The organism is Pseudomonas fluorescens, assembly GCF_900636825.1.
Lineage (GTDB): Bacteria > Pseudomonadota > Gammaproteobacteria > Pseudomonadales > Pseudomonadaceae > Aquipseudomonas > Aquipseudomonas fluorescens_BG.
On the sequence record NZ_LR134318.1, the window covers coordinates 4,812,194 to 4,833,056 of the forward strand.

Here is a 20,863-nt window from a genome sequence, read left to right on the forward strand (position 1 = left end):
ATTATCGAGGTTACAGATATACGGGGATTCGGGCTTTTTCGTAGGAGCTGCCGAAGGCTGCGATCTTTTGCCTTTGATTTTCGGAAACAAGATCAAAAGATCGCAGCCTGCGGCAGCTCCTACAGGGAATACGTCGTTTAGAGTTCGACTTTTACCCAACTGACGGGCAGGTCGAGCCAGTCGGCGAATTCGTCGAGGAAGCTTTGTTTGAAGCCGGCTTCGAGCCAGTTGTTGAAGATGAACCCCAGATTGGAAAACGCGCATTCCTGCAGAAACAGGAAGCCGTTGATGTCGTCTTCATGCCCACATTCCGGGCAGGTGAAATTGTCGGTGCGGCCCGGAAACCAGTCTTCAAGGCTTTCGAACAGCGCCTCACCCACTTCGCGGCGGCACTCGGCGCAACCGGCTTCTTCGAGAAAGCCCTTGGCCGGTGTATAGATGCAGCGCTTGGTGACAATCTCCAGGCCATTGATCGGCTCGCCGAACGGCAGCGCTTCGGGATGCAGGACCACAGCTCGCGCGCCCTCGGCGATGGCGTGGGCCATGCGATTGCCGGTGCGGCCGCAGGTGGTCAGCTGTTCCTCGATGATGTTCTTGCGCACCAGCCAGCGCACGATCGCCCGCGCCCGGGGCTCGTGCGCCGGCAGGGTGGAGATTTTCGGGACGATGATGCTTTGCGTGTTCATGGTGAAGCCTGCGACGTCAAATGAAAGTTCTGCGGTGCTCACTCCGCCGTCTTCGCGGGCAAGCCCGCTCCCACAGGCATCTCGGTCGATCACAAATGTTGTGTACACCTGAGAAACCTGTGGGAGCGGGCTTGCCCGCGATGGCGTCAGTGCGGCCGGCAGCTTAATCCCTGACGAAATCCGGTCAAGTGCTGAAATAACGCGCGATCAGGGCAATCCCGCTGGCCAGCACCAGCCACGTCACCAGGCGCACAAAGGCCTCACGCGACAATCTCATGGTCAAGCGCCGGCCAATCCACAAACCCAGCGCCATGGCCGGCAACAGACACAGCGCCAACATCAGCAAGGGTAGCTCGGCATACACACCGGCGATCACAAACAGGCTCAGGCGCACCACGGTGCTGCAACTGATCAACGCACTTTGCGTGGCCCGCGCCGCTTCCTTGGGCAGGCGGCTGTTCAGATAGATCGCATAAAGAAAGCCGCCACTGCCAAACAGCGCGCCAAACAACCCGCCCACGGTGCCCATCGGCACTGCCCACGCCGCCGACAACTGCGCCGGTCGCGCCTTGACCCACAGGCTGTAAACCGCATAAGCGCTGATAAACAGCCCCATCAACAGCAGCAACAGATCGGATTTGAGATTCAGCAGGAAGATCACCCCCAGCGTGCAGCCGATCGCCATGCACGGCAGCAGCCTGAGCAATTCCGGCTTGGCCACGTCCCGCCGTGACGGCAGCAGATTGCCAAACGCCGCGACAAAATCCAGCAGCACCAGCAGCGGCACGATCTTCGACAGCGGCATGAACAGAATCAAAATCGGCCCCGCGACCAGCGCCGTGCCGAAGCCGGCGATACCAAAGACGATGTACGCCAGCGCAATGCCCAAGCCAATCGCCACCCAACCGCCAGCCCCCCACGACCACGCCCCCAGCAACTCCATCATGCTCATCACTGAATTTCCTTATCAGGTTACGAATACACCCTGTAGGAGCTGCCGAAGGCTGCGATCTTTTGATCTTGATCTTGAAAAACACAAGATCAAAAGATCGCAGCCTCGTTGCACTCGACAGCTCCTACAGGGTTCGTGCAATGAGCGGAAGAATGCCTTTAAACTGCGCCCCATGATTAAAGATCCTTTTGCAAGACTCGGCCTGGACCGTGAAGTCCTGACTGTCAGCCAGCTCAACGGCCGCGCGCGGGTGTTGCTCGAAGACGTGTTCAGCAACATCTGGGTCGAAGGCGAAATCTCCAACCTCGCCCGCCCGGCGTCCGGCCATGTGTACTTCACGCTCAAGGACAGCGGCGCGCAGGTGCGTTGCGCGCTGTTCCGACAGAACGCGGCGCGGGTGCGTCAGGCGTTGAAGGATGGTTTGGCGGTCAAGGTACGCGGCAAGGTATCGCTGTTCGAAGGCCGGGGCGACTATCAACTTATCCTCGATACCGTCGAGCCGGCCGGTGACGGCGCGCTGCGTCTGGCCTTCGATGCACTGAAGGAAAAGCTCAGCGCCGAAGGCCTGTTCAGCGCCGAACGTAAAGTGCCGCTGCCTGCGCATCCGCAGCGCATCGGCATCATCAGTTCACCGACCGGCGCGGTGATCCGCGACATCATCAGCGTGTTCCGCCGCCGCGCGCCGCAGGTGCAGCTGACCTTGATTCCCACTGCCGTGCAGGGCCGCGAAGCCACCGCGCAAATCGTCCGCGCCCTGAAAATGGCCGATGCCCGCGGCTTCGATGCGCTGATTCTGGCGCGTGGCGGAGGCTCGCTGGAGGACCTCTGGTGTTTCAACGAAGAAGCCGTGGCACGCGCGGTCGATGCCTGCGTGACGCCAATCGTCAGCGCCGTCGGGCATGAAACCGATGTGTCGATCAGTGACTTTGTCGCCGACGTCCGCGCGCCAACGCCATCGGCCGCTGCCGAACTGCTCGCGCCGGATTCCAGCCATCTGATTCGCCAGGTCGAAAGCCTGCACCGCCGCCTGGTGATGCGCATGCGTGATCGCTTGATGCGTGATCGTCTGCGTCTGGAAGGTATGGGGCGACGACTGCGACACCCCGGCGAACGACTGCGCCAGCAGGCCCAGCGTCTCGACGATCTGGACATGCGCATGCGGCGCGCCTTTGAGCGCAGCCTCAATACCCGCCGCGAACGCCTGATCCGGCTGGAAACCCGTCTCGCCGGACAACATCCGGGACGGCAACTGGCGATGCTCCGCCAGCGCCTCGACAGCCTTGCCGATCGGTTGCCCCGCGCCATGCGCGATGCCCTGAAACAGCGCCGGCAACAATTGCACAGCCAGATGCAGACGTTGCATGTGGTCAGCCCGCTGGCGACGCTCGGTCGTGGTTACAGCATCCTGCTCGACGAACGTGGTCACGCCATCCGCAATGCTGCGCAGACCCATACCGGCCAGCGCCTGAAAGCCAAGCTCGGCGAAGGCGAACTGCAAGTGCGTGTCGAGGACAATCACCTGACGCCCGTCACCCTCTCTCTACTGGACTGATCCATGCCGCGTTTTCTCGCTCCACTGCTGTTGCTCTGCCTGTCCTTCAACGCTTACGCCGACAGTTACATCACCCGGCTGCTGAACAAACCAGTGCCCGGCGGCGTAGCGGTGGTTGATCTCGGCGCTGCCGCGCAGGCACCGAAGGCGACCTATCAGGGCAGACCGGTACTGGTGGTGAAAGAACAGAACAACTGGCTGGCAATCGTCGGTGTGCCTTTGACGGTCAAGCCTGGCGCGCAGCAGATCAGCAGTGGCGGGCGCAATCTGCCGTTCACTGTGGGCAGCAAGAAGTACCCGGAACAGCGCATTACTTTGAAGAACAAGCAGCAGGTCAATCCGGATCAGTCGAACCTCAAGCGCATCGAAGGTGAATTGGCCGAACAGATCAAGGCCTACCGCAGCTTCAGCCCGAACACGCCAAGCAATCTGCTGCTGGACAAACCGGTCAACGGGCCGCTGTCGAGCAAGTTCGGCGTGCGCCGCTTCTTTAATGGTGAAGAGCGCAATCCTCACGCCGGTCTCGATTTCGCGGTGCCGGCGGGTACGCCGATCAAGACTCCGGCGGCGGGCAAGGTGATTCTGATCGGCAACTACTTCTTCAATGGCAACACGGTGTTCGTTGACCATGGCCAGGGCTTCATCAGCATGTTCTGTCACATGTCGAAAATCGACGTGAAGAACGGCCAGCAACTGGCCCGTGGCGCGGTGGTGGGCAAGGTCGGCGCGACCGGCCGCGCGACCGGGCCGCATATGCACTGGAACGTCAGCCTGAATGATGCGCGGGTGGATCCGGCGATATTCATTGGTGCTTTCCAACCCTAAGTCCTTGGCTGAGCCTGATGGCCTCATCGCTAGCAGGCTAGCTCCCGCAGGGGTTTTGTGTTGTGAACACGATCCCCTGTGGGAGCCAGCCTGCTGGCGATGACTAACTCACAAACACCTTCAATCCCCACAAACGTCACCACTCTCGATTGCGCCCCATCCAGACCTTGCGCAAACATCAAGAAGCTCCTCGCTTTCCAGCACAATAAAATCTCGCAAAATCCCGCGTTCCGGGTATTCCTCTCAATTTTTTCCGACTGCTTGCCATCCTCTCCCCTCGCGGTTAGGGTTGAAGCCATGAAAACCTCTCACACCCTCATTCAGCTTCGCCAGCACCGCAGCCTGTGCCTCGTCAGCGCACGACTGCCAGGCTGAATCGCTACGCCTCGCCCCTCGCTTTTCCCAAAACATTCGTAACACCGGCAGGCCGCCTTTTTTCGGCCCACACAACAAGGAATTTCCCGATGAGCATGCTGAAAGATCCGTCTTCGAAATACCGCGCGTTTCCGGTCATCAACCTGCCGGATCGCACCTGGCCGTCGAAAACCATCGACGCTGCGCCGATCTGGTGCAGCTCCGATCTGCGTGACGGTAACCAGTCGCTGATCGAACCGATGGACGCGGCAAAGAAGCTGCGCTTCTGGAAAACTCTCGTGCAAGTGGGCGTTAAGGAAATCGAGGCATCGTTCCCCGCTGCTTCGCAAACCGACTTCGACTTCGTGCGCACACTGATCGAAGAAGGCCACATCCCGGATGACACCACCATTCAGGTGCTGACCCAGGGCCGTGAAGACCTGATCGAGCGCACTTTCGAATCCCTGCGCGGGGCGAAGAAAGCCATCGTGCACTTGTACAACGCCACCTCGCCGTCTTTCCGTCGCATCGTCTTCAATCAGGACAAGGACGGCATCAAAGCCATCGCGGTCAACGCGGCCAAGCTGTTCGTCAAATACGCAGCGATGCAGCCGGAAACCGAGTGGACCTTTGAATATTCGCCGGAAACCTTCAGCGCCACTGAACTGGAGTTTGCCAAGGAAGTCTGTGACGCGGTGATCGAGGTGTGGAACCCGACGCCTGAGCACAAAATGATCCTTAACCTGCCGGCCACCGTTGAATGCGCAACGCCGAACGTCTACGCCGACCAGATCGAGTGGTTCGGCCGCAACATCAATCGTCGTGACAGCGTGATCATCAGCCTGCACACCCACAACGACCGCGGCACCGGCGTCGCCGCCACCGAGCTGGGCCTGATGGCCGGCGCCGACCGTGTCGAAGGCTGCCTGTTCGGCAACGGCGAGCGCACCGGTAACGTCGATCTCGTCACCGTCGCGCTGAACATGTACACCCAGGGCGTCAACCCTGAGCTGGACTTCTCCGACATCGACGGCGTGCGCAAAGTCGTCGAAGAGTGCAACCAGATCCAGGTACACCCGCGTCACCCGTATGTTGGCGATCTGGTGCACACCGCGTTCTCCGGCTCGCACCAGGACGCGATCCGCAAGGGCTTCGCCCAGCAGAAACCGGATACCCTGTGGGAAGTGCCGTACCTGCCGATCGACCCGGCCGACATCGGCCGCAGCTACGAGGCGGTGATTCGCGTCAACAGCCAGTCGGGCAAGGGCGGCATCGCTTACTTGCTGGAGCAGGAATACGGCATCAGCCTGCCGCGTCGCATGCAGATCGAGTTCAGCCAGGTCGTGCAGCGTGAAACCGATCGTCTCGGCCTGGAGATGACCGCCAAGCAGATTCACTCGCTGTTGATCAGCGAATACCTGCAAGCCAACACCCCGTACGCGCTGGTCAGCCATCGTCTGCAGGAAGAAAACGGCAACAGCGCCGTCGAAGTCGAAGTGGCGAGCAAGGGTCAGGGCGAAACCAATCTTCACTGGCGCGGCAAGGGCAACGGCGCGCTGGAAGCACTGGTCGCCGGTCTGCCGATTCCGGTGGAAATCATGGACTACAACGAACACGCGATCGGCGCCGGCACCAATGCCAAGGCTGCGGCCTACATCGAGCTGCGAGTGAACGGTGAACGTGCGGTGCACGGCGTGGGCATCGATGAAAACATCACCACGGCGAGCTTCAAGGCTCTGTTCAGCGCGCTGAACCGCTCGCTGAGCCAGCCTGAGGCGAAAGCGGCGTAACTAACCGACCGCTGAAATGCAAAAGGCCCCGGAGTGCGAACTTCGGGGCCTTTTTTTGCCTGCAGGTTTTGTGTTGCCTGTGCCGGCCTTATCGCTAGCAGGGCTAGCTCCCACAAGGATTTGGTGAGGTGAACACTATCCACTGTGGGAGCCAGCCCTGCTGGCGATAGGGCCTTGGCAGTCAGCGCATAACGATCAGGTAAACTCGAAGGTGTCGGCATCCAGGTTCGCCGGAAAGCGCTCCCGATACGCCGCCAATGGCGCTGCTTCGAGCACCACCTTGAACACGCCATCCGCCTCCCCCGCCGCCAGCAACGTTTCGCCCTGGAAATCCAGTACCTGACTGTCGCCGGTATAGGCGAAGCCCTTGCCATCGCTACCCACGCGATTTACCGCTGCCACATAACAGAGATTTTCAATCGCTCGCGCCGGCAGCAGGCGATTCCAGTGCAGGCGCCGCGCGCCCGGCCAATTGGCGGTGTACAGCAGCAGATCGGTGTCCTGCGCGTCACGGCTCCACACCGGAAAGCGCAAGTCGTAGCAGATCAGCGGCCGAATCCGCCAGCCCTTGAGTTCGAACTGCACCTGGCGCTCGCCGGGCGTGTAGTGATTGTGCTCACCGGCCATACGGAACAGATGACGCTTGTCGTAATGCAACACTTCGCCGTCCGGCCGCGCCCACAACAAGCGATTGCGGTGACTACCGTCCGCAGCCTGAATGATCACGCTACCGGTGATCACTGCATTCAGTTTCGCCGCCTGCGCGCGCAGCCATTTGCTGGTCGGACCATTTTCAGCTTCGGCGAGGGTGGCCGATTCCATGGAGAAACCGGTGGTGAACATCTCCGGCAGGATAATCAGGTCGGCGCCACGCGCCTGTTCCAGCAACACCTCGAAGTGTTCGAGATTGGCCTGGCGGTCATGCCAGGCGAGGCTGGTCTGGATCAGCGCCAAGGTCAGGTCTGGCAACGCATTCAGATCACGCATAGTTTCGCCGCCGCTTCACGCAGCGTCTCCTCGCGTTTGGCAAAGCACAGGCGTATCAGGCGCTGGCCTTGCGGTGGACTCTGGTAGAAAACCGACACCGGAATACTCGCCACGCCATGTTCGCGGGTCATCCACATGGCCATGTCGACATCGTTCAGGTCAGGCCGGATCTGTGAATAATCAACCAACTGGAAATAGGTGCCGGTGACACGGGTGAAGCTGAAGCGCGAAGGCGCCAGCAGATCACAAAACAAATCGCGCTTGGCCTGATAGAAACCCGGCAACTCTTCGACGTGTTCCGGGTGTTCGGCCATGTAATCGGCCAGCGCGTATTGCAGCGGGGTCACGCCGCAGAAGCTGACGTATTGATGCACCTTGCGCAATTCGGCGGTCAAGGCTGGCGGCGCGACAACGTAGCCGGTTTTCCAACCGGTAACGTGATAAGTCTTGCCGAACGAGCTGACCACAAATGCGCGTCGGTAGAGTTCTTCATGGGCCAGCACGCTGACATGCGGTACGCCGTCGAATACCAAGTGTTCGTAGACTTCGTCGCTGATCAGATAGATGTCGCGATCGCGGATCAGTGCGGCCAGTTGATCCAGCTCCGCACGACTGATAAGCGCGCCACTCGGGTTGTGCGGGGTATTGAGCACGATCATTTTCGTGCGCGGGGTCAGGGCAGCGGCCAACTGGTCGAAATCGATGGAGAAATCGTCTGACTTCAGCTGCACGTGTACGCAACGACCACCTGCAAGTTCTGTCGCTGGCGCGTAACTGTCGTAGCACGGATCGAACACAATCACTTCGTCGCCGCTGTGGATGACTGCCTGAATCGCGCAGAAGATCGCTTGGGTGGCGCCGGGGGTCACCGTTACTTCATGATCGGCATCGACTTCAACGCCATAACTGCGGGCAATCTTCGCCGCGATCTGCTCACGCAATGCCGGCAAACCGGTCATCGGCGAGTATTGGTTATGGCCACTGGCGATGTGCCGACCGACCGCATCGCGCAACGATTGCGGGCCGTCAAAATCGGGAAAACCCTGGGACAGGTTGATCGCTCCGGTCTGCGCCGCGAGCTGAGACATCTGCGTGAAAATAGTGATGCCGACATTCGGCAGCTTGCTGGTGATCATCGGGTTTCCCTGCTCAACACCCGGCTCTGACGACGGCGCGGGAGAGCCCGAGGATAGCCCATCCGGCGCCCATAAAAAAAGGGCGCTCTGGTGAGCACCCTTCTTATCGCCGAACCCTGTAGGAGCTGCCGAAGGCTGCGATCTTTTGATCTTGTCGTAAAAGCAAAATCAAAAGATCGCAGCCTTCGGCAGCTCCTACACGAAGTCATCAATCACTTTTTATCGCGGCGCTTCTTGCTGGCTTTCTTGTTGTGCGACATCAAGCGACGCTTCTTGTTGACCTGGCGGTCGGTCAGCGTGTTCTTGTTGCCTTCGTACGGGTTCTCGCCGCCCTTGAACTCGATGCGGATCGGCGTACCAACCAGCTTGAGCACACGACGGTAAGTGTTTTCCAGATAGCGCACGTACGACTTCGGCACTTTCTCGATCTGGTTACCGTGGATCACGATGATCGGCGGGTTCGCACCACCGAGGTGAGCGTAACGCAGCTTGATCCGGCGGTTGTTGACCATCGGAGGCGCATGCTCGCCGACCGCATCTTCCAGGATCTGGGTGAGGCGGTTGGTCGGCCAGCGGGTCACTGCCGATTTGAACGAGTTCTGCACCGAGGCGTAGAGATTGCCCACGCCCGTACCGTGCAACGCCGAAATGAAGTGGATGTCGGCGTAGTCAACGAAGAACAGGCGACGCTGCAGCTCGACCTTGACGAAGTCGCGCTCACTCGGCGTCATGCCGTCCCACTTGTTGATCGCGATCACCAGTGCACGACCGGATTCGATGGCGAAGCCCAGCAGGTTCAGATCGTGGTCGACCACGCCTTCGCGGGCGTCCATCACGAAAATCACCACGTTGGCGTCTTTGATCGCTTGCAGGGTTTTGACCACGGAGAATTTTTCGACTTCTTCGTGGATCTTGCCGCGCTTGCGCACACCGGCGGTGTCGATCAGCGTGTACTTCTCTTCATTGCGCTCGAACGGAATGTAGATACTGTCGCGGGTGGTGCCCGGCTGGTCATACACGATCACCCGGTCTTCACCGAGCATGCGGTTGACCAGGGTCGACTTGCCGACGTTCGGACGGCCGATGATGGCGATCTTGATCCCGTCTTTTTCGCTCGGGCCCGGAATGCGCTTGGCTTCCTCGCCTTCGGCGACGATCTCTTCCTCTTCACCTTCCGCCAGCTCATCATCATCACGCGGGAAGTCGCCGAGGGCGGCTTCCAGCAATTGCGTGATGCCACGGCCGTGGGCGCCAGCGATCGGGATCGCATGGCCCATGCCCAGCGGGGCGAATTCGGCGCGGGCCATTTCCGGGTCGATGTTGTCGACCTTGTTGGCAACCACGTGGGAACGCTTGTTACGTTTGCGCAAATGCTCGGCGATCATCTGGTCGGCGGCGGTAAAACCGGCCTTGGCATCTACCAGGAACAGCACCACATCGGCTTCTTCAATGGCCAGCAGCGACTGCTCGGCCATTTTTTCGTCCATACCATGCTCGTCACCGGAGATACCGCCGGTGTCGATCAGAATGTAGGAACGCCCTTGCCACTTGGCCTCACCGTACTGGCGATCACGGGTCAGACCGGACAAGTCGCCAACGATGGCGTCGCGAGTCCTGGTCAGGCGGTTGAACAAGGTGGACTTGCCGACGTTCGGTCGGCCCACCAGGGCGATTACGGGAACCATGCGGCTCTCCACTTCGTTATTTCAGAAAATACAAAAGCCGCTGCGAGGCAGCGGCTGGTGCTCGGGGCAACACCCGGGGGCGCTGCAAACCCTGCTGATGCAGGGCCGCTTGGGGATGAACCCCAAGCATAGGTGTTACTTGATGGTCAGGGCTTCCAGTTTGCCGCTGTTGCCATAAACATAAATCGTGTCGCCCACCACCAGCGGACGGGCACGCAGGCCGTCGCTGTCGATGCGCTCACGGCCGACGAAACGACCGTCAACCTGACTCAGCAGATGCAGATAACCTTCCAGGTCACCTACCGCAACATAGCTGGAGAACACTTCCGGAGCCGACAATTGACGGCGAGCCAGAGAATCGTTGGTCCACAAGGCCGTGGTAGAACGCTCGTCGACGCCTTCAACCGTGCCCGAGGACAGGCTCACGTAGACGCTGCCGAAACCCTGAGCGATACCGGCGTAGCTCGATGCATCGCGCTGCCAGAGTTGACGACCGCTTTCCAGATCCAGTGCCGCAACGCGACCCTGATAGCTGGCGACATACAGCGTGCCGCCGGACAGCAGCAGACCGCCGTCGATGTCGACCACGCGCTCCAGTTCCGAGCGACCCTGTGGAATGGCGATGCGCTGTTCCCACACCGGCACGCCATTGGAAATGTCCAGCGCAACCACTTTACCGGTCGACAGGCCAGCCACCGCCAGACGGTTGGTGACCAGCGGAGCACTGGTGCCACGCAGAGTCAGTACCGCCGGGGTGCTGTCATACACCCAGCGCTGGTTACCGGTGGCAGCGTCCAGACCGATCAGACGATCGTCCTGGGTCTGCACCACGACCACGTCACCATTGTTGGCCGGCGGCGCGAGCACTTCACTGTTCACACGGGCACGCCACTTCTCTTCACCATTGCTGGTGTCCAGAGCGACAACTTCGCCACGCAGAGTACCGATCAGTACCAGACCGTAACCCACGCCAACGGCGCCGGAGACGGGCAGTTCGAGATCCTGATCCCACTTCACGTCGCCATTGCTGCGATCCAGCGCCATGACCACGCCGGTCACATCAGCGGCGTAGATGGTGTCACCGTCAATCGCCGGCACCAGCATGTTGTAGGTTTCGCCCTGACCGTCTCCGATCGAACGACTCCACTGCTTGTGCAGAACCACTTCTTCCTTGAAGTCGGTCAGTTCGGCCGGTGGCAATTCTTTTTTGCTGTTGCTGCTGCAACCCGCGGCCAGAAGGGCCAGAGCCAGCAATGCTGCATGCTTCCAACGGATCACGTCACGCATCCCCTTTGGCCAGGTCGTCGAGCTTGATTTGAAGGCCACCGACCGCCGCTTCATCCGACAGTGCCGCCTTGGCTTTTTGATACGCCTTGTTCGCGTCATCGGTACGACCCAAGCGCACCAGCAGGTCGCCCTTGAGTTCTTCGCGAGTGGCCAGGAACGCTTTGTCGGCATCGCCGTCGAGCAGTTTCAGGGCGTCTTCGGCCTTGTCCTGCGCACCCAGCACCTGAGCCAGACGCTGACGGGCGATTTCGCCCAGCGCCGGGTTGGCCGGTTTGTCGACGATGGCTTTCAGTTCGGTGGCCGCGTCGTCCAGCTTGCCGCTGTCGACCGCTACTTTCGCAACGAACAGGCTGCCGTACTGCGCGTAGGCAGAACCGCCGAATTCGCTGTTGAGCTTGCCGGCCAGATCCGCAACGCGGGCAGCATCAGGCTTGCCGTCAGGCGTGAGCGTGGTTTCCAGCAGTTGCTGATAAAGCACCGAGGCGCCTTGCGACTGGTTGCTCTGGTATTTGTGATATGCCTGCCAGCCGAACACGATGACCAGCGCCAACAGGCCGCCGGTGACCAGAGGTTTGCCGTTGCGTGTCCACCAGTCCTTCAAATCCGCCAACTGTTCGTCTTCGGTACTCGACACCCCAATACTCCTTAATCGCTAAATCGGCTGTTAAGACAGCTTCAACCCTGCACGACGCAGGTGGCCAGGTGAGCGGCGAGCGCATCCCAGGCAATGCTTTGTTGTTCGCCCTGGCCACGCAGGGGTTTGAAACCTACCGCTTGCTGGGCCATTTCGTCGTCACCGAGGATCAGTGCATACAGCGCACCGCTCTTGTCGGCCTTCTTGAACTGGCTTTTGAAGCTGCCGGCGCCGGCATTCACTTGCAGGCGCAGGTTTGGAAGTTGATCGCGAACCCGTTCGGCCAAGGCCAGACCGGCCAGTTCGGCTTCTTCACCGAAGGCGCAGAGATAGACGTCAACCTGACGGGAAATTTCTTCCGGGATCTGCTCAAGGGTTTCGAGCATCAACACCAGACGCTCGATGCCCATCGCAAAACCGACGCCAGTGGTCGGCTTGCCGCCCATCTGCTCGACCAGACCATCGTAACGGCCGCCCGCACACACGGTGCCCTGGGCGCCGAGCTTGTCGGTGACCCATTCGAAAACGGTTTTGCTGTAGTAATCGAGGCCGCGCACCAGTTTCGGGTTGAGCACGTAAGGAATGCCAACCGCGTCCAGCCGCGCCTTCAGGCCTTCGAAGTGAGCGCGGGACTCGTCATCGAGGTAGTCGGCCATCTTCGGCGCATCGACCAGCACGGCCTGAGTGTCGGCATTTTTGGTGTCGAGCACGCGCAGCGGATTGGTTTTAAGACGACGCTGGCTGTCTTCGTCGAGCTTGTCGTGGTGCGCCGAGAGATACTCGACCAGCGCTTCACGATAGCGACCACGGGACTCGCTGGTGCCGAGACTGTTGAGTTCCAGCTTGACCGCATCACGAATACCCAGCTCGCCCCACAGGCGCCAGGTCATGATGATCAGCTCGGCGTCGATGTCCGGACCGTCGAGGTTGAACACTTCCAGACCGATCTGGTGGAACTGGCGATAACGACCTTTCTGCGGACGTTCATGGCGGAACATCGGGCCGATGTACCAAAGCTTCTGCACCTGGCCACCGCCGGTGATGCCATGCTCGAGCACAGCACGCACGCACGCGGCAGTGCCTTCCGGACGCAGGGTCAGGGAGTCGCCGTTGCGGTCTTCAAAGGTGTACATCTCTTTTTCGACGATGTCGGTGACTTCACCGATCGAGCGCTTGAACAGCTCGGTGAACTCGACGATCGGCATGCGGATCTGCTTGTAACCGTAGTTATCAAGCAGACGCGCAACGGTGCCCTCGAAATAACGCCACAGCGGGGTCTGTTCGGGCAGGATGTCGTTCATGCCACGAATGGCTTGCAGAGACTTGCTCACTTTAAATCCTTAAATTCGTCCGGCGCTTCAGTCAGGCTCAGCCGCGCGCAATTACGGCAGCGTCAGCTTCGACCTTTTCGGCCGCTTTCTGGCGGATCAGCTTTTCCAGCTCATCCACCAGATTGTCATTCGTCAGTTTCTGCGACGGTTTGCCGTCGATGTAAATCAGGTTTGGCGTGCCGCCGGTCAAGCCGATATGGGCTTCCTTGGCTTCGCCGGGGCCGTTGACCACGCAACCGATCACCGCGACATCCAGCGGCACCAGCAGGTCTTCAAGGCGCCCTTCCAGCTCGTTCATGGTTTTGACCACATCGAAGTTCTGCCGCGAGCAGCTCGGGCAGGCGATGAAGTTGATGCCACGGGAACGCAGATGCAAAGACTTGAGGATGTCGTAACCGACTTTCACTTCCTCGACCGGGTCGGCCGCGAGCGAGATGCGGATGGTATCGCCAATCCCTTCGGCGAGCAGCATACCTAGGCCCACGGCGGATTTCACTGTGCCCGAACGCAATCCACCGGCTTCGGTGATGCCCAGGTGCAGCGGCTGGACGATTTCCTTGGCCAGCAAGCGATAGGCTTCGACGGCCATGAACACGTCGGAGGCCTTCACGCTGACCTTGAAGTCCTGGAAATTCAGGCGTTCGAGGTGTTCAACGTGACGCAATGCGGACTCGACCAGCGCGGCCGGGGTTGGCTCGCCGTACTTCTTTTGCAGGTCTTTTTCCAGCGAACCGGCGTTGACGCCGATGCGGATCGGAATGCCGCGATCGCGCGCAGCATCGACCACGGCACGCACGCGATCTTCACGACCGATGTTGCCCGGATTGATGCGCAGGCAATCGACGCCCAACTCGGCAACGCGCAGGGCGATCTTGTAATCGAAGTGGATATCGGCCACCAACGGCACTTTGACCAATTGCTTGATCTTGCCGAACGCCTCGGCGGCGTCCATGTCCGGCACCGAGACGCGAACGATGTCGACGCCCGCGGCTTCCAGACGATTGATCTGCGCCACGGTCGCGGCGACATCATTGGTGTCGCTGTTGGTCATGCTCTGCACCGCGATGGGCGCATCGCCGCCCACCGGTACGTTGCCGACCCAGATCTTGCGCGAAACGCGACGTTTGATTGGAGATTCGCCGTGCATGACTTATTGACCCAACTTCAGGCGAGCAGTCTCGCCACTGGTGAACGGAGCGATATCGACCGGCTGGCCGTTGTAGCTAACCTGTGCGGCGCGGGCAACGCCCAGACGCACGTTGAGCGGCGGCTTGCCGGAAACTGACACGCTGTCGCCTTTATGCTTCAGACCGCTGAAAATCACTTTGCCACGGCCATCGGTCACTTGCGCCCAGCAATCGGCGCTGAACTGCAGTTGTACCTGACCATCGCCAGCAACGGGTGCGGCCGCTTCTGCGGTGGCTACCGGTGCCGCGGGAACAGCCGGAGCCGTGACAGTCGGCGCTGGTGTGGCCGGCACGTTTGGCGCCGGGGCAGTCGGAGCAGCAACAACCGGTGCCGGGGTATGAACCGGAGCCGTCGGCGTTGCAGCCGGTGCAGCCGGAGCGGTTGCAGGAGCAGTGGCCTCGGCACCTGTCGATTCAGCGCTGTTTTCCGATTGAGGCAATGCCAGGGCGGTCGAACTGTCGGCCTGGTTTTCCTCGACAGCCTGATCTTCCGGCTCGTCGATCGGATGAATCTGCGTCGTACCGTCAGCGCCTTCGACTTCAACATGCTCCGGCGCCAGACCCACCAGGTCCTTGGTTCGCAGCGAGGTCTGATCCTGCCACCAGACGAAACCGCCGCCAATGACCGCGATCAGCAATAGCAGGCTGACAATGCGCAAAATGGTGTGGGACACCCGCACGGGCTCTTCGATGCGACCCAATGCGTGAACATTGCTGCCCTGGGAATCGGTGCCGGTGGACTGGTCGAATTGCTGAACCAGAACGGTCTGGTCCATGCTGAGCAATTTGGCATAGGCGCGAATGTAACCGCGAGCGAAGGTGTGCCCCGGCAGCTTGTCGAACGCGCCGGCTTCAAGATTGCTCAGGGAGGTCACGGTGAGGTTGAGCTTGAGGGCCACTTCGGCCAGCGACCAGCCATTGCTTTCGCGGGCCTGGCGCAGGGTCTCACCGGGATTTACGCGATTCGCTGCTACAACTTCGGGATGCGCCGCTTTCATCATTGCTCCGACAGGTATTGCTGATATTCCGGCGTACCGGGATAGAGTCGTTTTAATTGCAGGCCATAACTGGCGGCCTTGTCGCGATCTTCAAACACTTTTGCCAGCCGAACACCGAGCAATAGACTACGTGCATTTTGTTCGGTCAGCAGGCTGAAACGGTCGTAATAGTCACGCGCGGGCACATAATGCCTGTCTTCGAAAGACAACTCAGCCATTTCCAGCAACGCGCGCGGTTGTTGCCGGTTCAAACGCAGCGCCTTTTCAAGCTGCTGTTGCGCCAGTTCACGCTCGCCGAGCTTTGAAGCGGTCATGCCGAGGTTCTCGAACACACGCGAACGCTCAGGATACAGGGTATCGGCGGCGGCCTGTTCAAAACGCTCGTAGGCTTCTTTATAACGATGTTCTTCGTAGAGAAAACTGCCGTAGTTATTGAGGATACGGGCATCGGCGGGACGCGAGGACAAGGCCTTGCGAAAATGCTCGTCAGCCAGTGCAGGCTCCATCTCGGCCTGGAACACCAGGCCGAGGGCGGCGTTGGCATCAGGGTCCGAATTATCGAGGTCCAGCGCCTTCTTCAACGGCACCTTGGCCCGCTCGGTCATGCCTTGCTGCAAGTATCCCAGCCCCAACTGCACGTATGCAGCCCGCGCTTCATCGCGGCCCTTGCTGGTCTTCATCGGATTGTAGTCACCCGACAGGACACAACCAGCACACAGGCTGGCCAACAGCAACAGCAGCGCAAAGCGCAGGGACATAGAGATCCTCTCTTAGTTAGTGTTCGCGGCGTTCTGTGCCAGATCGCTGTCGGCGTTCAACTCACGCACCGCGATATAACGTTCGCTGCGACGGGTGCGATCCAGCACCTGCCCTACCAATTGACCACATGCAGCGTCGATGTCTTCACCACGGGTGGTGCGGACAGTGACGTTGAAACCGGCCTGATGCAACTGATCCTGGAAACGCCGGATTGCGTTGTTGCTTGGCCGCTCGTACCCGGAATGCGGGAACGGGTTGAACGGAATCAGGTTGATCTTGCACGGGATGTTCTTCAGCAGCTCAATCATCTCGACGGCGTGTTCGACCTTGTCGTTGATGTCCTTGAGCAAGGTGTACTCGATGGTCAGCACACGCTTCTCGCCAAGGGCGGACATGTAGCGCTGGCACGACTCGAGCAGCATCTTAAGCGGATATTTCTTGTTGATCGGCACCAATTGGTTACGCAATGCGTCATTCGGTGCGTGCAGGGACAACGCCAGGGAGACGTCGATGTGCTTGGCCAGCTCATCGATCATCGGCACCACACCCGAGGTGGACAGGGTCACGCGGCGCTTGGAAATCCCGTAGCCTAGGTCATCCATCATCAGATGCATGGCGGCGACGACGTTGTCGAAGTTCAGGAGCGGCTCACCCATGCCCATCATCACCACGTTGGTGATGGCACGGTCGACGGTTGCCGGGACGCTGCCGAAAGATTTGTTGGCAATCCACACCTGACCGATGACTTCGGCGGCGGTGAGGTTGCTATTGAAGCCTTGCTTGCCGGTGGAGCAGAAACTGCAATCCAGGGCACAGCCTGCCTGGGACGAAACGCACAGAGTGCCGCGTTTGCCCTGGGGAATGTACACGGTCTCGACGCAGCTGCCGGACGCCACGCGCACCACCCATTTACGGGTGCCGTCGCTGGAGATGTCTTCGCTGACCACTTCCGGACCACGTACTTCAGCAATGGCCTTGAGCTTGTCGCGCAAGGCTTTGCTGACGTTCGTCATGGCGTCGAAATCATCGACGCCAAAGTGGTGAATCCATTTCATTACCTGACCGGCACGGAAACGCTTCTCCCCGATTGAGTCGAAGAATTTTTCCATTTCCTGTTGAGTCAGACCCAGCAGGTTGGTTTTTACAGTCGATGTAGTCATGGATTCACCTTCACTCTTAAGCCAATGCTTAGCGAGTGGTTACTTCAGTAGCTGCGAAGAAGTACGAGATTTCACGAGCAGCTGCGGCTTCGGAGTCCGAACCGTGAACAGCGTTGGCGTCGATGGAATCAGCGAAGTCAGCACGGATGGTGCCGGCAGCAGCTTCTTTAGGGTTGGTAGCGCCCATCAGTTCACGGTTCAGAGCGATAGCGTTTTCGCCTTCCAGAACCTGTACAACAACTGGACCGGAGATCATGAAGGAAACCAGGTCGTTGAAGAAACCACGAGCGCTGTGCTCAGCGTAGAAGCCTTCAGCTTCGGCTTTGGACAGTTGCTTCAGTTTCGAAGCTACAACGCGCAGGCCGGCTTTTTCGAAACGAGTGGTGATCTCGCCGATGACGTTTTTTGCAACAGCGTCAGGCTTGATGATGGAGAAAGTACGTTGAACAGCCATGGTGTAACTCCAGAAACGGTAATTTGCGAAAAATTAAACCCGCGAATTATACGCGGGTTCTTGGGTATTGCCTAACCTGCGAGACGATCAGTCCAATTCTGCGGCCCAAAGCTCCTGGACCGCTTCCAGCACTTTCTCGCCGACGCGGCCAGAAGTGCTGTCGAAGTCAGGCAGCTCGAGGATCATCTGCTGCAGACGGACGAAACCTACCGAGTAAGGATCGAGCCCCTCGTGGGCCTCGGCCAGTTCTTCGGCAATGCGTTGAACATCATTCCAACCGTAGCTCATGACAGTCTTACCAGTCAGTGCGGCGCTTCGGCCGCATGGTTAAGCGAATATTTCGGAATTTCGACGGTGATGTCTTCTTCACCGACGATGGCTTGGCACGCCAGACGCGATTGCGCTTCCAGACCCCAGGCACGATCGAGGAAGTCTTCTTCCAGCTCGTCCGCCTCTTCCATCGAATCGAAACCCTCGCGGATGATGCAGTGGCACGTGGTGCAAGCGCAGACGCCGCCGCAGGCGCTTTCCATTTCGATGTGGTGTTCGTGGGCCAGTTCGAGAATCGATGTGCCGGGCGCAGCCTCGACCACCATGCCTTCAGGGCAGAACTTCTCGTGGGGCAGAAAAATGACCTGCGGCATCAGATATCCTCGATTTCATTCAGGTTGCGCCCCGACAGAGCGGCTTTCACCGTCAGATCCATGCGGCGGGCAGCAAAAGCATCGGTGACTTGCGACAGACGCTTGGTCTGCTGCTCGATGGCGTAACCATCGGTACCTTTCATCAATTCAGCCAGCTCCTGCATTTGCAGTTCGATGACCATGCGCTCTTCGGCATCGAGCAAACGCTCGCCATCGACATCCAGAGCGCCCTGCACCGCTTCGAGCAAGCGCTGGGCATCGACTTGTTGCTCGCGCAGAACACGGGCGACCTTGTCGTCATTGGCGTGCTGGAACGAATCCTTGAGCATCTTGGCAATTTCGCCGTCGGTCAGACCGTAGGACGGCTTGACCTGAATGCTCGCTTCAACGCCTGAACCCAATTCACGGGCAGAAACGCTGAGCAGACCGTCGGCATCGACCTGGAAGGTCACGCGAATTTTCGCGGCGCCAGCCACCATTGCCGGAATGCCGCGCAACTCGAAGCGTGCCAGCGAACGGCAGTCACTGATCAGCTCGCGCTCACCCTGCAAAACGTGAATCGCCATGGCCGACTGGCCATCTTTATAGGTGGTGAAATCCTGAGCGCGGGCAACGGGGATGGTGGTGTTGCGCGGAATCACCTTTTCCATCAGGCCACCCATGGTTTCCAGCCCCAGGGACAGCGGAATCACGTCGAGCAGCAGCAGTTCACCGCCATCTCGCTTGTTGCCAGCCAGAGTGTCGGCCTGAATCGCGGCCCCGATGGCCACCACTTGATCCGGGTCGATTTCTGTCAATGGCTGACGACCGAACGCTTCGGCAACGGCTTCGCGAACGCGCGGCACACGGGTCGATCCGCCGACCATGACCACGGCATGCACGTCATTTAGTTCAATGCCGGAATCGCGAACGGCGCGACGGCAGGCTTTCAGACTGCGCGCGACCATTGGCTCGATCAGCGCATCGAAGGCTTCGCGAGTCAGCGGCGCTTTCCAGTCGCCATAGACCACTTCAACGCTGGCCGCATCGGTCAGGGCTTCTTTGGCCGCACAAGCGGTTTGCAGCAGATTGCGTTGCGCGCCCGGATCGAGATCAGCGGACAGACCCGCGCTCTCGATGATCCAGCCGGCAATTGCGTGATCGAAGTCATCGCCACCCAGCGCGCTGTCGCCGCCAGTGGCCAGAACCTCGAAAACACCGCCGGTCAGACGCAGAATGGAAATATCGAAGGTGCCGCCGCCAAGGTCATAAATCGCCACCAGACCTTCAGCGTGCTGATCGAGACCGTAGGCCACGGCGGCCGCAGTCGGCTCGTTGAGCAGACGCAGCACGTTCAGACCGGCCAGCTTGGCTGCATCTTTGGTGGCTTGACGCTGAGCATCATCGAAATACGCCGGAACGGTGATCACCGCGCCAACCAGTTCGCCGCCCAAGGTCGCTTCAGCGCGCTGACGCAAAACCTTGAGGATGTCGGCGGACACTTCGACCGGGCTTTTCGGACCTTGCACGGTGTCGATGAACGGCATATGCGATTCGCCACCGACGAAGCGGTAGGGCAGTTGCTCGCCCAATTGCTTGACGTCGGACAGACCACGACCCATCAAGCGCTTCACCGACAGCACTGTGTTCAAAGGATCGGAAGCGGCAGCCAGCTTGGCCGACTCGCCGACTTCGACGCGATCGGCGTGGTAACGCACGGCAGACGGCAGAATGACCTGCCCGTTTGCGTCGGCCAACGGTTCGGAAAGACCACTGCGCAACGCAGCGACCAGCGAATTGGTAGTGCCCAAGTCAATCCCAACAGCCAGACGACGCTGGTGTGGTTGTGGACTTTGGCCGGGTTCGGCGATCTGCAGTAGGGCCATCGTGATCAGGACTTATCTGTATATCAGGCGTGCGACCGGAGCGGCACTGGGTTAATCGTCGAGGCGCTCTTCTAACTGGCGCACTTCGTAGGTGAGCTTGTCGAGGAACTGCATGCGCCGCATCAGGCGTTCGGCCTGTTCGCGTTGCGCTGCGTCATCCCAACAGGCTGCGAAGCTTTCATTGAGTTCTTCCTGAGCGACTTTCAAGCGACGCTTGAATACCGCGACACCGTCGAGGTCGGCACTGTCCTGCAGATCTTCAAGCTCTTCGCGCCATTGCATCTGCTGCAGAAGGAACTCGGGATCATGGACGGTGACTTCCATCGGCACTTCGTGCCCGCTGATGGTCAGCAGGTAGCGTGCGCGCTGGGCCGGACTCTTGAGCGTCTGATAGGCGTCGTTGAGCCGCGCAGACTGCTCGAGCGCCGACCGCTGCTCACGCTCGGAAGCATCGGCGAAACGGTCAGGATGAACGCCGCGCGCCAACTCACGATAGCGCGTGGCCAACTGCTCGAGATCCAGACGGAAACTCGGTTGCAGCTCGAATAAAGCGAAATGACAAGGAGTACCCACGACA

The 20,863-nt window shown here is 59.7% G+C and carries 20 protein-coding genes; 3 read left to right on the forward strand and 17 right to left on the reverse strand.

Annotation, left to right across the window (positions count from 1 at the left end):
* Positions 1 to 137 precede the first annotated feature (137 nt).
* Entirely contained in the window at positions 138 to 686 is a 549-nt protein-coding gene (locus EL257_RS21765) for a sugar ABC transporter ATPase (protein ID WP_126366100.1), read from the reverse strand.
* 184 nt (positions 687 to 870) lie between these two features.
* Positions 871 to 1,638 (reverse strand): sulfite exporter TauE/SafE family protein, encoded by a 768-nt coding sequence (locus EL257_RS21770; RefSeq protein WP_126366102.1) that lies wholly within the window; start codon positions 1,636 to 1,638, stop codon positions 871 to 873.
* 172 nt (positions 1,639 to 1,810) lie between these two features.
* Between EL257_RS21770 and xseA the strand changes: the two genes are divergently transcribed.
* The 3 genes from xseA (at position 1,811) to leuA (ending at position 6,159) form a co-directional block, all read left to right on the forward strand.
* Complete coding sequence (gene xseA / locus EL257_RS21775) at positions 1,811 to 3,190, forward strand: exodeoxyribonuclease VII large subunit (RefSeq protein WP_126366104.1); 1,380 nt, start codon at positions 1,811 to 1,813, stop codon at positions 3,188 to 3,190.
* Between the two features lie 3 nt (positions 3,191 to 3,193).
* Positions 3,194 to 4,015 carry a M23 family metallopeptidase gene (locus EL257_RS21780; protein ID WP_126366106.1) on the forward strand — a complete coding sequence of 274 codons (822 nt, stop codon included), beginning with the start codon at positions 3,194 to 3,196 and terminating at the stop codon, positions 4,013 to 4,015.
* Between the two features lie 464 nt (positions 4,016 to 4,479).
* On the forward strand, positions 4,480 to 6,159 hold the full coding sequence (gene leuA / locus EL257_RS21795; RefSeq protein WP_126366110.1) for a 2-isopropylmalate synthase: 1,680 nt from the start codon (positions 4,480 to 4,482) through the stop codon (positions 6,157 to 6,159).
* Between the two features lie 195 nt (positions 6,160 to 6,354).
* On the opposite strand, the gene EL257_RS21800 is transcribed toward leuA, so the two are convergent.
* The 15 genes from EL257_RS21800 to hscB all read right to left on the reverse strand — a co-directional run bounded on the left by EL257_RS21800 (position 6,355) and on the right by hscB (position 20,859).
* Entirely contained in the window at positions 6,355 to 7,146 is a 792-nt protein-coding gene (locus EL257_RS21800) for an amidohydrolase (RefSeq protein ID WP_126366112.1), read from the reverse strand.
* Entirely contained in the window at positions 7,134 to 8,282 is a 1,149-nt protein-coding gene (locus EL257_RS21805) for a pyridoxal phosphate-dependent aminotransferase (RefSeq protein WP_126366114.1), read from the reverse strand. Before EL257_RS21805 ends, EL257_RS21800 begins: the two co-directional genes overlap by 13 nt.
* 212 nt (positions 8,283 to 8,494) lie before the next feature.
* Positions 8,495 to 9,967 carry a ribosome biogenesis GTPase Der gene (gene der, locus EL257_RS21810; protein ID WP_126366116.1) on the reverse strand — a complete coding sequence of 491 codons (1,473 nt, stop codon included), beginning with the start codon at positions 9,965 to 9,967 and terminating at the stop codon, positions 8,495 to 8,497.
* Positions 9,968 to 10,102: 135 nt separating this feature from the next.
* Positions 10,103 to 11,254, reverse strand: a complete 1,152-nt coding sequence (gene bamB, locus EL257_RS21815; protein ID WP_126366118.1) for an outer membrane protein assembly factor BamB — start codon at positions 11,252 to 11,254, stop codon at positions 10,103 to 10,105.
* Complete coding sequence (locus EL257_RS21820) at positions 11,247 to 11,888, reverse strand: tetratricopeptide repeat protein (protein ID WP_126366120.1); 642 nt, start codon at positions 11,886 to 11,888, stop codon at positions 11,247 to 11,249. Before EL257_RS21820 ends, bamB begins: the two co-directional genes overlap by 8 nt.
* Positions 11,889 to 11,929: 41 nt before the next feature.
* The gene (hisS, locus tag EL257_RS21825; RefSeq protein WP_126366122.1) at positions 11,930 to 13,219 is read right to left on the reverse strand and encodes a histidine--tRNA ligase; all 1,290 of its coding nucleotides are present in this window, start codon (positions 13,217 to 13,219) and stop codon (positions 11,930 to 11,932) included.
* Positions 13,220 to 13,256: 37 nt separating this feature from the next.
* Positions 13,257 to 14,366, reverse strand: coding sequence for a flavodoxin-dependent (E)-4-hydroxy-3-methylbut-2-enyl-diphosphate synthase (gene ispG, locus EL257_RS21830; protein ID WP_003227888.1), 1,110 nt, complete (start codon positions 14,364 to 14,366; stop codon positions 13,257 to 13,259).
* A gap of 3 nt (positions 14,367 to 14,369) precedes the next feature.
* Positions 14,370 to 15,404: a RodZ domain-containing protein gene (locus tag EL257_RS21835; protein ID WP_126366124.1), complete on the reverse strand. Its 1,035-nt coding sequence runs from the start codon at positions 15,402 to 15,404 to the stop codon at positions 14,370 to 14,372.
* Positions 15,404 to 16,162 carry a type IV pilus biogenesis/stability protein PilW gene (gene pilW / locus EL257_RS21840; protein ID WP_126366126.1) on the reverse strand — a complete coding sequence of 253 codons (759 nt, stop codon included), beginning with the start codon at positions 16,160 to 16,162 and terminating at the stop codon, positions 15,404 to 15,406. The genes EL257_RS21835 and pilW overlap by 1 nt, the downstream gene beginning before the upstream one ends.
* 12 nt (positions 16,163 to 16,174) lie before the next feature.
* Positions 16,175 to 17,323, reverse strand: a complete 1,149-nt coding sequence (rlmN, locus tag EL257_RS21845) for a 23S rRNA (adenine(2503)-C(2))-methyltransferase RlmN (protein WP_126366128.1) — start codon at positions 17,321 to 17,323, stop codon at positions 16,175 to 16,177.
* Between the two features lie 28 nt (positions 17,324 to 17,351).
* Positions 17,352 to 17,777, reverse strand: a complete 426-nt coding sequence (gene ndk, locus EL257_RS21850; RefSeq protein ID WP_126366130.1) for a nucleoside-diphosphate kinase — start codon at positions 17,775 to 17,777, stop codon at positions 17,352 to 17,354.
* An 87-nt stretch (positions 17,778 to 17,864) separates the two neighbouring features.
* A complete protein-coding gene (gene iscX / locus EL257_RS21855) occupies positions 17,865 to 18,065 on the reverse strand; it encodes a Fe-S cluster assembly protein IscX (RefSeq protein WP_047296339.1) in 201 nt (66 codons plus the stop codon).
* A 14-nt stretch (positions 18,066 to 18,079) separates the two neighbouring features.
* Positions 18,080 to 18,421, reverse strand: coding sequence for an ISC system 2Fe-2S type ferredoxin (gene fdx / locus EL257_RS21860; RefSeq protein WP_007916885.1), 342 nt, complete (start codon positions 18,419 to 18,421; stop codon positions 18,080 to 18,082).
* Entirely contained in the window at positions 18,421 to 20,286 is a 1,866-nt protein-coding gene (hscA, locus tag EL257_RS21865; RefSeq protein ID WP_126366132.1) for a Fe-S protein assembly chaperone HscA, read from the reverse strand. The genes fdx and hscA overlap by 1 nt, the downstream gene beginning before the upstream one ends.
* A 51-nt stretch (positions 20,287 to 20,337) precedes the next feature.
* Positions 20,338 to 20,859: a co-chaperone HscB gene (gene hscB / locus EL257_RS21870; protein WP_126366134.1), complete on the reverse strand. Its 522-nt coding sequence runs from the start codon at positions 20,857 to 20,859 to the stop codon at positions 20,338 to 20,340.
* Positions 20,860 to 20,863 lie beyond the last annotated feature (4 nt).

Excerpts from the sequence above, each read along its gene's own strand:
- EL257_RS21765 (WP_126366100.1), bottom strand. The coding sequence starts at position 686 with ATGAACACGCAAAGCATCATCGTCCCGAAAATCTCCACCCTGCCGGCG.
- EL257_RS21770 (WP_126366102.1), bottom strand. The coding sequence starts at position 1,638 with ATGAGCATGATGGAGTTGCTGGGGGCGTGGTCGTGGGGGGCTGGCGGT.
- xseA (WP_126366104.1), top strand. The coding sequence starts at position 1,811 with ATGATTAAAGATCCTTTTGCAAGACTCGGCCTGGACCGTGAAGTCCTG.
- EL257_RS21780 (WP_126366106.1), top strand. The coding sequence starts at position 3,194 with ATGCCGCGTTTTCTCGCTCCACTGCTGTTGCTCTGCCTGTCCTTCAAC.
- leuA (WP_126366110.1), top strand. The coding sequence starts at position 4,480 with ATGAGCATGCTGAAAGATCCGTCTTCGAAATACCGCGCGTTTCCGGTC.
- EL257_RS21800 (WP_126366112.1), bottom strand. The coding sequence starts at position 7,146 with ATGCGTGATCTGAATGCGTTGCCAGACCTGACCTTGGCGCTGATCCAG.
- EL257_RS21805 (WP_126366114.1), bottom strand. The coding sequence starts at position 8,282 with ATGATCACCAGCAAGCTGCCGAATGTCGGCATCACTATTTTCACGCAG.
- der (WP_126366116.1), bottom strand. The coding sequence starts at position 9,967 with ATGGTTCCCGTAATCGCCCTGGTGGGCCGACCGAACGTCGGCAAGTCC.
- bamB (WP_126366118.1), bottom strand. The coding sequence starts at position 11,254 with ATGCGTGACGTGATCCGTTGGAAGCATGCAGCATTGCTGGCTCTGGCC.
- ispG (WP_003227888.1), bottom strand. The coding sequence starts at position 14,366 with ATGCACGGCGAATCTCCAATCAAACGTCGCGTTTCGCGCAAGATCTGG.
- EL257_RS21835 (WP_126366124.1), bottom strand. The coding sequence starts at position 15,404 with ATGAAAGCGGCGCATCCCGAAGTTGTAGCAGCGAATCGCGTAAATCCC.
- pilW (WP_126366126.1), bottom strand. The coding sequence starts at position 16,162 with ATGTCCCTGCGCTTTGCGCTGCTGTTGCTGTTGGCCAGCCTGTGTGCT.
- rlmN (WP_126366128.1), bottom strand. The coding sequence starts at position 17,323 with ATGACTACATCGACTGTAAAAACCAACCTGCTGGGTCTGACTCAACAG.
- ndk (WP_126366130.1), bottom strand. The coding sequence starts at position 17,777 with ATGGCTGTTCAACGTACTTTCTCCATCATCAAGCCTGACGCTGTTGCA.
- iscX (WP_047296339.1), bottom strand. The coding sequence starts at position 18,065 with ATGAGCTACGGTTGGAATGATGTTCAACGCATTGCCGAAGAACTGGCC.
- fdx (WP_007916885.1), bottom strand. The coding sequence starts at position 18,421 with ATGCCGCAGGTCATTTTTCTGCCCCACGAGAAGTTCTGCCCTGAAGGC.
- hscA (WP_126366132.1), bottom strand. The coding sequence starts at position 20,286 with ATGGCCCTACTGCAGATCGCCGAACCCGGCCAAAGTCCACAACCACAC.